The following is a 13,152-nucleotide window of genomic DNA, read 5'->3' on the forward strand; positions in this document are numbered from 1 at the left end:
GTTATGAAGAGCCGGATGCCTTAATAGGGCACGTCCGGTTCTGTGAGAAGCAGGTGCAGTGATGCACCTAGCTTACTCGACCAATGACACCCAATGACACCCTAATTGAGTATATTAAGATTCAAATTTAAATTTCTCACAAATCTCACTCAAATTATACTCTTCAAGGGATGTTAACAGCATCCTGTCACCAGCATTAACTACAGTTTGACCTTTTGGTGTTATATAGTGGCCTGCTTGCCTTATTGCAACAATTCTTACATGTTGGGGTAATTCTAATTCCGATATTTTTTTACCAATAGCCGGGGAATCATTAAGAACATATACTCCAAGTATTGGCATATCATTAAGTTCATCCATATATTGACTGAAAGTCTGCATAACTGGTCTATTATCTTCTTTTTCAAGAACTCCTAAATGCTTAGCAAAAGGCTTTAAACTAATGCCCTGAAATAAAACGGTAGATAGTGCAATAAAAAATACTATATCAAAAATTTCAGAAGCAAACGGTAATCCTGCCGTAAGTGGATAGGTTGCAAAAACTATTGAAGCTGCTCCACGAAAACCAACAAGACTAATGAATAATTGCTCTTTAAACGGTATTTTGAATAGTGATAGTACAGGAATTACCACAATAGGTCTGATAATAAATATTAGTATAAGTGAAATAATTATACCGCTTATCGCAACCGGAACCAAGCGGCTTGGGAACACCTGAAGTCCCAAAGTCACAAACAGTATTATCTGTGCAAGCCATGACTGACCTTCAAAGAAACGTACGAGACGCGTTTTCCGTATAAAACTTGCGTTTCCAATTATAAACCCAGCGATATAGACTGCCAAAAAACTATTACCTCCGACAAGTGAAGTAATAGAATATGTGAACAGCAAAAGAGATATGCCTACAATAAGATACATACCCTCTACACTCAAACGCATACGATTTAATATTTGTACCGTAACAAAGCCCAATGTGATACCAATAATTGTGCCAAAACCGAACTGTTTTAGGAATAACAAAGCATAATTTAATATACCATCCTGTGGATTTGTGATTATTCCCAGCATAGTAATTGTTAACATAAAAGCCATTGGGTCATTAGAACCACTTTCAAATTCTAAAAGTGAAGCTACTTTGCTTTTAAGCCTTGATTTTTGTGTACGAAATACTGAAAAAACCGTAGCCGCATCAGTTGATGATACAATAGCACCAAGTAAAAGTCCATAAAGAAGCGGTATGCCAAGAACCAAACTAGAAACTATTCCTACTAAAAATGCGGTCAGAAATACACTAACAGTTGAAAGTAAAAGACCACTGGAAATAATAGGCTTTGCAGACCTCCATCGCAAATCCATGCCTCCAGAAAAAATTATGAAGCACAAAGCAATATTTCCGATTTCTCTTGTTAAGTTGGGATTATCGAAATGGATTCCAAAAACTCCTTCAGAGCCGAGTATCATACCAATCCCGATAAAGAATATCAGAACAGGAACTCCAAAGTATGTTAGGAATCTGCTTGCAAAAACACAAAACAGCATAAGTAATGTAATTATTATAGTGAATTCGTGTATTGAAGGCATTTATTCTCCTTAAATAAGTACTGTGTATAAGATTTTTCCAAACCTTTAATAATATAATTGATAGTACATATTTTTAAATACTATAAGAGAATTTCTAAGCTATTCTACCCTATTCTACCCTATAAACAATAAGTTAACAAGTTATGATATCAAAAATTGGCTAACAAAATAAAATTTTGTATTATTTGAAACTGGTGATGGGATTCAACATAAGCAGGTTTTTAGGAATAAAGATATAGCACGGAGGATAATTATGTGATGAAGAAAGAGGAGAGAATCAATAAGGTTTATGGCTAATGTGTTGGATATAGACCCAGGAATAGCTCAGATGAAGGCCGTTCGACAATAACTTTAGCGAAGGGTGCAATAAAAGGAGAGAAGCATGGGAATAAAGAACACTTGGAGGAGACACTTGGACTGCGTTTAAGAATAACATCCAAGAACATGGTGTCCAGGGTCAGATAATTCCTATAAAAGAAGCCTCAAGTTATGCAGCAGAAAAATTTGATAAACCTATAGGATTGCTTTTTGTTGATGGTGATGCCAGATACCCTGCTGTGAAGGAAGATTAAAAAAAACTGGATGCCTAAAGTGGTTGAAGGTGGTCATATAGCAATTCATGATGTAAATTTAATATTTCCGGGGAAGATTTGGAATGCCGCAAGATTATTATTGACTTCTCGGAATATAAAAAATCCTATGACTGCAAATACAATAACCTGTTTTCAAAAATGTGAGAAAAATACTCTTAAAGATAGGGCTAAAAATGCTGCATATATTTTGCCAATGATTGTTAAAGGCACATGGGGATATCCGAATATGCTGCTTAGGGGAGGAAGTCGTTGGGATTTTAAACTATAAATTTTATATTAGCTTAACTCGTTATGCTAGTTATTAAGCTGCTAAAACCAGCATGCTGCTGCAGCCAATTATGATTGTCCCCTCTCACTTGCAATTGAGGTCTAAAATCTTCTAGCTGTAAAAAACAGCTTACTATGATAATATAATTTTACCATAGAGAGCTGTTTTTAAAGACTTTTTAGTCAATTTTGACATTAGTGGACGTGACTTGCTTCAGCAGCTTCTGCATCTTGTTTAGTTTTATGAACCGTACCTTGTGGATGTTGAGGTGGTGCATAAATAGAGTACAATTTAAGCGGCTTGTTGCCTGTATTGATTAGATTGTGCCATTTGCCAGCAGGTATGATGAATGCAAAATCATCATAGACTTTTCTTTGAAAATCCAAGTTATCTTTTCTATCACCCATTTTGACAAGCCCTCGGCCTTGTTCAATGCGTACGAATTGGTCAAGGTGGGGATGGATTTCCAAACCTATGTCTTCCCCAACATTGATGCTCATTAAGGTAAGCTGCAAATGGTTTCCTGTCCATAAAGCGGCGCGAAAAGTGTTGTTTTGCTTAGTAGCCTTTTCAATATCAATAACAAACGGTTTTGGTCCATAGTCCTTCAATTTAATGGGAGTACCTTCTTCTGCTGCATTAGTAAAAGGAATATATTGATTAGGTAAATGCGGGTTATACATTGGTCCGTTAATGAAGTAAGGATATGGATTATACATTGGTGTATTAGCGTAATAAGGACTAGGATACGTTTTATTAACGTTATACATATTGTTTATTCCTTTCATAAGCTTATAATACTATCTTATGTTTTATGTTAAGGAGATGTGCTTCAGGAAATTTAATGACGGTTCTTGAATCGAATAACTTGGTTAGGCAAAATTCTTCTTATTATCCTGAAACGGAAAAATAAAAATCACTCGAAATGTTTCGAGTGATTTTTGGTAGCGCATACCCGAACCGTACTTATCCCCTCTCATTTTTGATCGAGGTCGAGAAAATTATGAAGGAGTTGTATAAATAATATAGTTTTATTCTTGCAATATCCTCATTTAGTTTTTGTTCTTAAAACTAAATGAGGATATTGCAAGAATAAAAAAATTTCCATTGTGCAAGACTAAAGAATAAACTAAAAAGGAGAGATGTATAATGTTTAAACATGACAAGCAACTTTTACATGAAGTGAAAGTAGATGCTCCAAATCCGAACTATGCGGCTATGCTTCAAGAACAACTGGGCGGTCCTCAAGGTGAACTTAAAGCGGCACTCCAATATTTATCACAGAGCTTCCGTATTAAAGATAAGGAGATTAAAGACTTATTTTTGGATATTGCAGCAGAGGAACTTAGCCATATGGAAATGGTTGCAACAGCAATAAACTTACTTAATGGTCATAATTTAGATGCAAAAAATGCAACTATTGGTAATATAGAAGCACATGTTCTTACCGGACTGGCTCCTGCACTAACCAATGCATCAGGGCAGCTTTGGACAGCAGCATACGTAAATGAAACAGGCGATTTGGCAGCTGATATCCTTTCAAACATTGCAGCAGAACAGAGAGCAAAGGTAGTATATGAGTATCTGTATAGACAGATAAATGACAAAGGTGTAAGAGATACCATTGATTTTCTATTAAATAGGGAAGAAGCACATAATACTCTCTTTAGAGAAGCGTTCAACAAACTGCAGGATACTGGTTCATTAAAAGACTGGGGCATCACTAAAGATTCCCGGTTGTACTTTGATTTATCGACTCCAGGAAAATACTTTGATATAAACCAGCCCCAGCCTCCAAGTTTTAACAATCCTGATAATAGTCAGGCAAATCAGAATTTGCAATAACACTAAAATTTTAAAATAAAGGCATTTAATTCTGAACAAAATAACTACAGCTACATTGTAACTGTTAGTTATTTTGTTGAATCCGTAAAACTCTACTTGCGCCAATCATAATTAATGAAGAATTACATTAAAGAACTCATTATAGAGATTTAAATTTAACTTAACAAAGACATGAAATTAATGAATAATGTAAGGAATAATATAACATAGAATAGGCACAGCTTGAATCTTAAATATCAGGCGGTTTATTTGCATTGTTATCTTTATAGAGATCAATATAAAGTTTTCCTTGAGTATCCAATTCTGCAAGAAATACCTCTTTCGCATTAGATATATTTACCTTTTTCAATTCTTGCTGCAGCCAGTTTCTATCAAGATTTGCGTATTTTAAATTTCCATCTTGAATCTCACCATCAATAATTAGAGGTAGTGCCAATCCCTCATACTGTGTATCAATATTTAGATCCTTAGGAGTAACGGGGCGGCTTTGAGATTTGGGAACAACTGAAAGACTTCCGTCGGGCTCAATGATTGCGAATTCTACATCAGATACCTTTGGATATCCCTTTATTCTTAACATTGACAGCAAAAACGGTAGGTTTATTCGATAAGTCCTAAGAGCTTCTTTATCTATCTTGCCATTGGCAATAACTATTACTGCCCTGGAATCGACATTATAGAACTTTTTATTTAACGATATCCATCCTATTATAAGAACGCCGGTCGCTATAGCAAAGACTCCAACTGTAGCTTTTGACGGTATCTTATATACTAAAGGCTACGCCGCAGCAGTTGTCAAAAGTAATATTCCTGCAAGCTCGTAGGATGTCATCTGAGCAATGGTTTTTTTACCTAGAATTCTAACACCTGCAAATGTAACAATTAACATGATCAGACATCGCAACGCATATACTAAGATTTCCATTCATATCCCCACCTAAGGTTTAGGCACCAGTTTGCCAAAACTCTGCCATAAACTTAAAGCATCGGCTGCTTCCTTTACAGTTTCATATTCTTCATTCTGCTTTACAGCAGCTTCAAGCCTTGCAATTGTCTGCTCGAATACTGAGAATTCAGCTTCTGAGTAGTTTATCATAATAAGATATTCATTTTTTTTCCATACATCATTAAGCTCGCTATTGAGTTGACTTGCTTTCTGCCAATCACCATCTATTGCTGAAGAGGAAATACTGTTTAATAATTCAGGAACATTCTTAGTTGAGCTTAAACTAAGTTGGAGTATAAGGAAATATGCAACAAATATTAGAACTACTAAACCTATAAGACCTAAAGTAATCCTTTTATTACTTATCACTCTCATCACCTGCACCTTTAATCAAGTCTTAATCTTTCCTGATAATGACAACTAATTTTACTTAATAATACCATTTCCTTAAAGCTTAGTATTTACACTTAAATGCAACTTATACTTTATTTAGTGTATTGATAAACATTATTACATTGTAAATTTTTATTAGTATTTCAAGTCATAACAAGGAGAATAATAGTGAAAATGATACTAGAGAGGAAAAGCTTATGTTTTATCAAGATATAACAAATTCGCTGCTTAGAGCAATTTTAGCTTTCTTGTTACTGATGCTTGTGGCAAGATTTATGGGCAGAAAGGCAATTTCTCAAATGACCTTCTTTGATTTTGCAGTTGGGATAACCTTAGGATCTGTTACTGCAAATCTGGCACTTGGGCCACAAAGTTCTACTGCTTCAGCAGTTACTACGCTGATTATCCTATCAATACTTGGAGTTTTATCGGATTACTCTCATATAAAAAGTTTTATAGTTAGAAAATTTGTAAATTCAGAACCAGTTGTAGTTGTTGCAAATGGAAATATAGTAGATGAAAACATGAAGAAAGTACGTTTTACTATTAACGACTTGAATACTCTGCTAAGAGAGAAAAATACATTTAATATTGCAGATGTTGAGTTTGCAGTTCTAGAGAATGATGGAAAGTTATCCGTACTGCCTAAATCCCAGAAGCAGCCATTAACACCATCGGACTTAAATATACCTACTTCCTATAAGGGTCTAACAAAAGATATCATTATTGATGGGAATGTTATGTTAGAAAATCTGAAGGATGTTAACTTAAATGAAGAATGGCTTCTGAGTAAGCTAGGAGAGCAGGGGATTGGTAATGCAGGTGAAGTGTTTTATGCCGGTCTCGATACCTCAGGGAATATATATGTGTCAAAAAAGAATAATGGTAACGAGAAACACGGTAAGTATGGGATAGAGTAAATTAGAATGTTTAGATTTATCATTGGGGCGATTCTTTTGGTCAGTTTAAATGTGGTGATAGTTTGACTGGAAAGCTTAGAAAATAAGGCTCTCAATAGATTAATTGAGTGCCTATCTAGTAGCGCATACTCGAACCGTATTTGTCCCCTCTTTCTTACAATAGAGGTTTGGAAGGAGGAACTATATGATATGTAGCCTAAACAAAATACAATGGAATAGTATTTTACTCGCTCTCAAATACTATTGAAAAAAAGGTAGAGTTTCTATGGCATACAATATAGTTTCAATTTTTATACCTATCCTAGTAATACTATTTACAGTATTTTCTAAAAGAATTATTCCATCTCTTATTATAGGAATTCTTGTTGGAGGGATTTTTCTAGCGAAAGGTAATATTATTGAAGGCACAATTTCAGCTATAGAGCATTTAGTTGAAGCTATAGCTAGTGAAGAAAGCATGTACATCGTCTTATTTCTATATGTTTTTGGAGCTTTTGGTGAAATAATGAAAGTGTCGGGTGGTATTAAAGGTTTTTCAGAACTTGCATATCGATATGTTAAAACAGAAAAGGCGGCATTAGGTACAATTTGGGTTGTTACTCTTTTTACCTTTATAGACTGCTGTTTTCACGTAATCTCATCTGGTACAATCGGGAAAGCACTAATTGATAAGGTTAAAGGTAACAAATATAAGTTAGCTTATGTTGTGAATGTCACATCATGCCTTTTAATTATTCTTATACCCCTAGGTACAACCTACATAGGGTATATCGTCGGAGTAATCGCTTCATCCTTAAATAAAGTAGGTATTAATGATTCTCCATATAGCATGTTTATTAAAAGCATACCTTTTAACTTTTATGCAATTGTTATGCTTCTCATTAGTATTGCCGTAATTCTATTTAATTTTGGGTTTACCAAAGTCAATTCGGGAATAAATAAGAAACAAATAGAAGAAAGCGAGCACAATAGCCATGAAGCTTACGAGCAATGCAAATTTGAAGAAAAAGCTCCTCCGCGTCCCTTCAATCTTATACTACCACTTTCTTTACTAATTGCTTCAACTTTTTTCTTCTTTTGGTATACGGGAAAGGATAATGGTGTAGGTTTATTAGATGCACTTATGAATGCTGAATTTGAAAAGTCCATTCTGCTTTCAGGCATTTTAACCATAGTCCTAACATCAATTTTCTATCTACTTCAAAAAATACCTATGCGAGAGATAGAAAGTCACTTTTTATCTGGTGGAAATGAAATCATACCTCCTATTATTGTATTGATACTGGGCTGGGGTCTTTCTTCCATTGTTGAAGATTTAGGATTTGTAGATTTTGTTACGAATATTGTCGGGAATAGAATCCCAGGCTTCTTAATTCCTGCAGTAATATTCTTAATCGGATGTGCTGCATCATATTTTATGGGCTCAGCTTGGGGAACGTGGGCTTTAGTCATGCCATTAGCTCTACCGCTCGCAGTTAGTACCAATTCAAGTATTCCGCTTGTCATTGGTGCAGTATTAGCAGGAGGGTCTCTAGGGGATAACGCTTCACCACTTGGGGAAACAGCCATTCTCTCAGCTACTATATCTGATATACAGATAGTGGAACATGTTAAATCGCAATTACCCTATAGTTTGACAGCAGTAGGAATATCTACGATACTATTTATCATATTTCCCTTTATTCTTTGAAATATCTAAAGTTAAATCTAAATATTATTTTAGTTCTTACGTGTTATAGATTATAATATTTTCCAATATAGGTGTGATTTTATCATAGAAAGCTGTACTTAAGACTTCTCTCATAGTGTCTTTTGAGAATTAGTATCCGTGGCTTGCTTCAGCAGCTTCTGCAATTGCTCTAGTTTCGTGAACTGTACCATATGGATGTTGAGGTGGTGCATAAATAGAGTACAATTTAAGCGGCTTATTACCTATATTGATTAGATTGTGCCATTTACCAGAAGGTATGATAAATACATAATCATCATAGACTTTTCTTTGGAAATCCAAATAATCTTTTCTATCACCCATTTTGACAAGCCCTCGGCCTTGTTCAATGCGTACGAATTGGTCAAGGTGGGGATGGATTTCCAAACCTATGTCTTCCCCAACATTGATGCTCATTAAGGTAAGCTGCAAATGGTTTCCTGTCCATAAAGCGGTGCGAAAAGTATTCTTTTGCTTAGTAGCCTTTTCAATGTTAGGCTAAAATTATCCTTACTATCCTGAAGCAGGAAAATAAAAATCACTCGAAATATTTCGAGTGATTTTTGGTAGCGCATAGGGGAAATGAAGAAGTGCTTTTATTGATTTTATTTATTTTTATTTAATTTTATATAGCCTTACTCCTAGTTGACATTGAGTGTTTAGTTCGTTTCCCTAATTTATTTCTTTTTTATTGATTTTACATTGTTTTTTAATAATTAGTGCCCAACATTGTGCCCAATTAGAATAGTTTGAACAAGCCTTACAAATATAGTAAAATATACACATAGATAGAGATAGAAAGGAATGGAATGAAGAATGGCACAGCTAAATACTGAGAATATAAAGAAAGTAAAAGAACTAGAAGATGAAATACGCAATATTAATGCAAATATGCAAAAATATTGGATGCACTTTATACAATCTAAAGAAAAGAAAGAGCGTGACTTCTGGCATATTGACATAAAAAAAGCATATGATGAGCTTTTACGGCTAAAAGACAAGAGCAACCCGGGAGAAGTTTATAGAAAAAGAGAGTTACAGGAGCAGTTAAAAGGTTATGAGGCAATGAAGAAAGAAATAGCCAGCATGGAAAGAGATTTAGGCCAATATTTAGAAGTCCAACAAGCAGAATATATTAAAAAGTATGATGAACTTAGAACTATTACGGATTCATTATCTGACAAAGAAAAATTTGAGTTAGCAGTTAGAAAAATTGAAAAGTGGCTTTATGCTTATCCCGATATTCCTACAAGACGTGAAGAGTTAACAAAGAGAATAGAAACTGCAACTAAGGAAAGAGACTATGAAAAAGACGTATTACAAAGCAAGGAAATATCTGGCATGCCTAAGGCAGGAACAATATCGGATAGTACTTTTAATGCTGCTATATATAATATTGAAAACAGCAAATATGGCTTAAATGGGTTAATTCAAGGCTACGAAAGGGAAATGACTGAATTAAACGCATTTGAAAGATGGATTAAAGATATATTAAACGAACTAGACAAAGACAAACCAGCCAAAAACTATATAGAACTACATTATTTCCAATCATATACATGGCAAGAAATTGCCCAGGCAACTAATTATAACATAGAAAACATACGCAAAATGCGTAAAAGAGCATTACAGAAGTTTATTGAAAGAGAAAGCGAAGTGTACAGTAAAGTACAGTAGACTTATATAAAATAAGATGTTATCCTTAAACTAGGAAAATTAATATTCTTCATTCCAATAGGGGCAGCCGGAAGGTTGCTTTATTTTTTAAAAGATGAGACTAAATGATACTTTTTATGCGCTATAATATAGCGTGAGATAGTGGCTGTAAGCAAAGAAGTTTTGCAATAATCGGACTAAATCGGACTATACACCGAATTTTTATTGTTTTATAATTAAGATAGACAAGCTGCCGACCAGGGCGGCTTATTTTATGTTAAAAACAGACTGCGAAAGCGGCCTTTTTTTATGCCCAAATATATTAACTAAATAATTATTAGTAAAGGAGTTGAGAAAAAAATGTATTACAACAGACTGAAAGAAATTGCAAAAGCAAAAGGGAAGTCTCTTTACCGTGTGTCAATGCAGACAGGGATTGCACCTTGTACCATTTACCAGATTGCGAACGGCAAAATATATCCGTTTGAAGGCTGGAGACAAAAGATAGCTTCCGTATTAAAAGAAAGTGAAGCAGATATCTTCCCCTGCCAATGCGAAGGAGAGGAGGCAGTAAACGTATGAAGAAGAGATTGAATCCACAAGAAGCTGCTGAATTAATTGGCTGCTCATACGGACATTTAATGAAGCTTGTTAGAAAAGGTAAAATCCCGCATATTCGTTATTCAAACCGTGTATTTTTCTTTGAGGAAACATTGGTTTTATGGATGGAGAATCTGGAGCGGCAAAGCGTACAGCAGGGAGCGTGATAAAGTTGAGTATATTCGAAACAATAAAAGCTTCCGTTCCTATAGCTGAAGCATATCGAAAATATGATGGCAGACCATTGAAATGTAGCGGAAACAGGTTAATAGGGAAATGTTCCAAACATAATGAAAAAACGCCAAGTTTGGTTCTTTATCAAAATAGTAATTCAGGTTACTGCTTCGGGTGTTCCTGGGGTTTTGATGTAATAAAGTATGTAGCTGATTTATACGGACTTTCCAATATTGAAGCTTGTAAGAAATTAGCCTTAGACTTTAGAATTGACTTGCCGGACACACAAATTAATAAAAAACAAATAAAAGAAATAAGCTGCCAGCGTGAAGAGAACCGCAAATTGGCAGCTTTATTAGTTCAAAGACTTAATCAATTCTATAACCAGTGTACTATGATGTTTAAGTTTTTTCAATGGGCAGAAGAACTATTCAAGTCCAAGGATATTGAATATACAGATTCATTGTATAGATGGATACGGCAAGGACATAGATTCTATGACCGTATAACAGACCAGTTCATTGAAGGAACTTTTGAGCAACAAGTAAAACTGATGAGAAACTTCAAAAATGAATACTTCTTTAAATTGAAAGTAGGTGACACAAGGTGAACCATGAAGCAGAGAAACTAATTGAAAATGAACCGGAATTAAGGGCAGAGCTATTACAAGATGAAATTCCTGTTTATCAATGCACGGATGCCGGAAACGCTGAAAGGCTGGCTGATATGCTGAAAGGAAATTACTTATACCTGCCGGAAAAATCAGCGTGGTATAAGTATGACGGTAAGGTATGGCAGGAAGATGCCAAGAATAAGATAGTCCAGGACGTTATAAAATGCTTTAGAATGGCACAAACAGAAGCAATGAGTATTATCGATAATGATAAGCGGACAAAGACTTTAAAATGGCTTTTATCGAGTGAGAGCCAAGCAAAGATTAACGCCGCTATCAGTTTATTATCCAGTATACCCTTTATGTGTGCTTCTATAAACCAGTTCGATAAAGACGATATGCTTCTAAACGTGCAAAACGGTGTTGTAGACTTGCAGACTGGTGAGCTAAGGGAACACAAACGAGAGGATTATTTCACTAAGATTTGCAATGTTGAATACAATCCTAATGCTAAAAGTGAACTGTTTAAAGGCTTTATGTATGAAATTATGGAAGGTGACCGGGATAAGGTAATGTACCTAAAAAAGCTGTTCGGTTACTTCTGTACCGGGAAGATTATAGAAGAAGAGTTCTATCAAATGAAGGGGTCCGGAGGTAATGGCAAAACCAAACTGATGGAAACGGTTAAATATTGCCTTGGAAGTTATGCAATAACGGCTTCACCTGAAATTATTATGGCCAAGGATATGAACTCTATACCGAATGATGTTGCGAGGTTGCAAGGTGCAAGATTAGTATTGATGTCCGAGCCAGACCCAGGCAAAAGGTTTTCAGACAATGCCATTAAAAGTTTAACTGGTGGAGATACAATTATTGCTAGATTCCTTCATAAGGAGTTTTTCGAGTTTATTATGAAAGCTAAACTGGTTATGCTCACAAACCACGAAATAAAAGCCATAGGAACAGATAACGGACTATGGCGAAGGATTGTAGCAATACCTTTTACTTATGTTGTATCGGATGAAAAAAAGGACAAGCACCTTCAGGAGAAACTAGTAGCAGATGCAGAAGCTGTTCTTGCTTGGATGGTTGAAGGCTGCTTACTGTGGCAAAAGGAAGGGCTAAAACAGCCTGAGGCACTCAAACAGGCGAAAAATGAATACCGCAAAGGCCAGGATGCAATTGGATTATTCCTAGACGAGTGCTGCGAGGAAGATTCAAGGTCAAAGATAAGTGCTACAGACTTATATAATACCTATAAAAGATGGTGTGAAAGTTGTGGTGAATATGAGTTAAGCCAACGTGAATTTGGTAAAAGGCTTAGGGAAAAGGGATTTACTAATGTGAAATCAGGTGTTTATTATTGGTTTGGTATTAAAGTTTTGGACTTATGGACTAAGTTGGACTTAAAACAAATAAATATAAATAAAAAAAATACATATAAGGATTTACCGAAAACTAGTCCAAGTTTGTCCGATAGTCCAAAAAAAGAAATACCCTGGTGGGAAAAGGTAGATAAAATGATAGAAGGAGGTAATTCAGATGAGCTTAAAGCTTGAATATAATGAAGTATTAAGGCTGCATGATGAAGCAGCTAGATTCTTGGATAATCACAGTATACCTTTAGAAGTACGAGAAGGAAAAGTACCTGAATACATAAAGATAACAACTAAACTTAATGCCTTGCTAAGTCAGATGAAAGAGCAAGGCATTTCTTATTCAGACGAAGAAATATTAGAAGGATTTGAGGAGGTGAGAATTGACCCGTACCACGATTGGTAGACAAAACGAAGTCGTGATATAATAAAAAAATCACGGGAGGTATAGGGAAATGAGTGTTACGAAGTATGAGAAG

15 protein-coding genes and 2 pseudogenes are annotated in these 13,152 nt (G+C 35.2%); 11 read left to right on the plus strand and 6 right to left on the minus strand.

The window, feature by feature from the left end; all coding sequences use genetic code 11:
- Positions 1 to 114: 114 nt before the first annotated feature.
- Positions 115 to 1,581, minus strand: a complete 1,467-nt coding sequence (locus ACESM9_RS11070) for a potassium/proton antiporter (RefSeq protein ID WP_372998333.1) — start codon at positions 1,579 to 1,581, stop codon at positions 115 to 117.
- Positions 1,582 to 2,000: 419 nt separating this feature from the next.
- Between ACESM9_RS11070 and ACESM9_RS11075 the strand changes: the two are divergent.
- Positions 2,001 to 2,153, plus strand: a pseudogene (locus ACESM9_RS11075) (class I SAM-dependent methyltransferase); the annotation flags it as partial.
- Between the two features lie 10 nt (positions 2,154 to 2,163).
- The gene (locus ACESM9_RS11080) at positions 2,164 to 2,442 is read left to right on the plus strand and encodes a hypothetical protein (protein WP_372998336.1); all 279 of its coding nucleotides are present in this window, start codon (positions 2,164 to 2,166) and stop codon (positions 2,440 to 2,442) included.
- A 194-nt stretch (positions 2,443 to 2,636) separates the two neighbouring features.
- Here the strand turns inward: ACESM9_RS11080 and ACESM9_RS11085 are convergent, their stop codons facing one another.
- The gene (locus tag ACESM9_RS11085; RefSeq protein ID WP_372998369.1) at positions 2,637 to 3,212 is read right to left on the minus strand and encodes a cupin domain-containing protein; all 576 of its coding nucleotides are present in this window, start codon (positions 3,210 to 3,212) and stop codon (positions 2,637 to 2,639) included.
- Between the two features lie 379 nt (positions 3,213 to 3,591).
- Here ACESM9_RS11085 and ACESM9_RS11090 point away from each other — a divergent pair, with 379 nt between their 5' ends.
- Positions 3,592 to 4,287 (plus strand): manganese catalase family protein, encoded by a 696-nt coding sequence (locus ACESM9_RS11090; protein WP_372998339.1) that lies wholly within the window; start codon positions 3,592 to 3,594, stop codon positions 4,285 to 4,287.
- Between the two features lie 229 nt (positions 4,288 to 4,516).
- On the opposite strand, the gene ACESM9_RS11095 is transcribed toward ACESM9_RS11090, so the two are convergent.
- The 3 genes from ACESM9_RS11095 to ACESM9_RS11105 are packed head-to-tail and all read right to left on the minus strand — an operon-like array spanning position 4,517 to position 5,602.
- Positions 4,517 to 5,050 (minus strand): DUF421 domain-containing protein, encoded by a 534-nt coding sequence (locus tag ACESM9_RS11095; RefSeq protein ID WP_372998372.1) that lies wholly within the window; start codon positions 5,048 to 5,050, stop codon positions 4,517 to 4,519.
- A 15-nt stretch (positions 5,051 to 5,065) separates the two neighbouring features.
- Positions 5,066 to 5,212, minus strand: a complete 147-nt coding sequence (locus ACESM9_RS11100) for a hypothetical protein (protein WP_372998342.1) — start codon at positions 5,210 to 5,212, stop codon at positions 5,066 to 5,068.
- A 12-nt stretch (positions 5,213 to 5,224) separates the two neighbouring features.
- On the minus strand, positions 5,225 to 5,602 hold the full coding sequence (locus tag ACESM9_RS11105) for a DUF4363 family protein (protein ID WP_372998345.1): 378 nt from the start codon (positions 5,600 to 5,602) through the stop codon (positions 5,225 to 5,227).
- A gap of 221 nt (positions 5,603 to 5,823) precedes the next feature.
- Between ACESM9_RS11105 and ACESM9_RS11110 the strand changes: the two genes are divergently transcribed.
- Both ACESM9_RS11110 and ACESM9_RS11115 read left to right on the plus strand, forming a co-directional pair.
- Entirely contained in the window at positions 5,824 to 6,546 is a 723-nt protein-coding gene (locus ACESM9_RS11110) for a YetF domain-containing protein (RefSeq protein WP_372998348.1), read from the plus strand.
- Positions 6,547 to 6,811: 265 nt separating this feature from the next.
- Entirely contained in the window at positions 6,812 to 8,236 is a 1,425-nt protein-coding gene (locus ACESM9_RS11115) for a Na+/H+ antiporter NhaC family protein (protein ID WP_372998351.1), read from the plus strand.
- A 129-nt stretch (positions 8,237 to 8,365) separates the two neighbouring features.
- Here ACESM9_RS11115 and ACESM9_RS11120 read toward each other — a convergent pair.
- Positions 8,366 to 8,749: pseudogene (locus ACESM9_RS11120) on the minus strand (cupin domain-containing protein); the annotation flags it as partial.
- Between the two features lie 321 nt (positions 8,750 to 9,070).
- Here ACESM9_RS11120 and ACESM9_RS11125 point away from each other — a divergent pair.
- The 6 genes from ACESM9_RS11125 to ACESM9_RS11150 all read left to right on the plus strand — a co-directional run bounded on the left by ACESM9_RS11125 (position 9,071) and on the right by ACESM9_RS11150 (position 13,079).
- Positions 9,071 to 9,931 (plus strand): hypothetical protein, encoded by an 861-nt coding sequence (locus ACESM9_RS11125; RefSeq protein WP_372998353.1) that lies wholly within the window; start codon positions 9,071 to 9,073, stop codon positions 9,929 to 9,931.
- A gap of 339 nt (positions 9,932 to 10,270) precedes the next feature.
- Positions 10,271 to 10,492 (plus strand): hypothetical protein, encoded by a 222-nt coding sequence (locus ACESM9_RS11130; protein WP_372998355.1) that lies wholly within the window; start codon positions 10,271 to 10,273, stop codon positions 10,490 to 10,492.
- The gene (locus ACESM9_RS11135; protein WP_372998358.1) at positions 10,489 to 10,677 is read left to right on the plus strand and encodes a helix-turn-helix domain-containing protein; all 189 of its coding nucleotides are present in this window, start codon (positions 10,489 to 10,491) and stop codon (positions 10,675 to 10,677) included. Before ACESM9_RS11130 ends, ACESM9_RS11135 begins: the two co-directional genes overlap by 4 nt.
- 5 nt (positions 10,678 to 10,682) lie before the next feature.
- Positions 10,683 to 11,294: a CHC2 zinc finger domain-containing protein gene (locus ACESM9_RS11140; protein ID WP_372998360.1), complete on the plus strand. Its 612-nt coding sequence runs from the start codon at positions 10,683 to 10,685 to the stop codon at positions 11,292 to 11,294.
- Positions 11,291 to 12,856, plus strand: coding sequence for a phage/plasmid primase, P4 family (locus tag ACESM9_RS11145; RefSeq protein ID WP_372998363.1), 1,566 nt, complete (start codon positions 11,291 to 11,293; stop codon positions 12,854 to 12,856). Before ACESM9_RS11140 ends, ACESM9_RS11145 begins: the two co-directional genes overlap by 4 nt.
- Complete coding sequence (locus ACESM9_RS11150; RefSeq protein WP_372998366.1) at positions 12,840 to 13,079, plus strand: hypothetical protein; 240 nt, start codon at positions 12,840 to 12,842, stop codon at positions 13,077 to 13,079. Before ACESM9_RS11145 ends, ACESM9_RS11150 begins: the two co-directional genes overlap by 17 nt.
- Positions 13,080 to 13,152 lie beyond the last annotated feature (73 nt).

Source organism: Lutispora sp., assembly GCF_041687175.1.
In the GTDB taxonomy this organism is placed as follows: Bacteria; Bacillota; Clostridia; order Lutisporales; family Lutisporaceae; genus Lutispora.

What these genes read in the sequence shown, in the direction of transcription:
- ACESM9_RS11070 (WP_372998333.1), bottom strand. Translation starts at nt 1,581, where the DNA reads ATGCCTTCAATACACGAATTCACTATAATAATTACATTACTTATGCTG.
- ACESM9_RS11080 (WP_372998336.1), top strand. Translation starts at nt 2,164, where the DNA reads ATGCCTAAAGTGGTTGAAGGTGGTCATATAGCAATTCATGATGTAAAT.
- ACESM9_RS11085 (WP_372998369.1), bottom strand. Translation starts at nt 3,212, where the DNA reads ATGTATAACGTTAATAAAACGTATCCTAGTCCTTATTACGCTAATACA.
- ACESM9_RS11090 (WP_372998339.1), top strand. Translation starts at nt 3,592, where the DNA reads ATGTTTAAACATGACAAGCAACTTTTACATGAAGTGAAAGTAGATGCT.
- ACESM9_RS11100 (WP_372998342.1), bottom strand. Translation starts at nt 5,212, where the DNA reads ATGGAAATCTTAGTATATGCGTTGCGATGTCTGATCATGTTAATTGTT.
- ACESM9_RS11110 (WP_372998348.1), top strand. Translation starts at nt 5,824, where the DNA reads ATGTTTTATCAAGATATAACAAATTCGCTGCTTAGAGCAATTTTAGCT.
- ACESM9_RS11115 (WP_372998351.1), top strand. Translation starts at nt 6,812, where the DNA reads ATGGCATACAATATAGTTTCAATTTTTATACCTATCCTAGTAATACTA.
- ACESM9_RS11125 (WP_372998353.1), top strand. Translation starts at nt 9,071, where the DNA reads ATGGCACAGCTAAATACTGAGAATATAAAGAAAGTAAAAGAACTAGAA.
- ACESM9_RS11130 (WP_372998355.1), top strand. Translation starts at nt 10,271, where the DNA reads ATGTATTACAACAGACTGAAAGAAATTGCAAAAGCAAAAGGGAAGTCT.
- ACESM9_RS11135 (WP_372998358.1), top strand. Translation starts at nt 10,489, where the DNA reads ATGAAGAAGAGATTGAATCCACAAGAAGCTGCTGAATTAATTGGCTGC.
- ACESM9_RS11150 (WP_372998366.1), top strand. Translation starts at nt 12,840, where the DNA reads ATGAGCTTAAAGCTTGAATATAATGAAGTATTAAGGCTGCATGATGAA.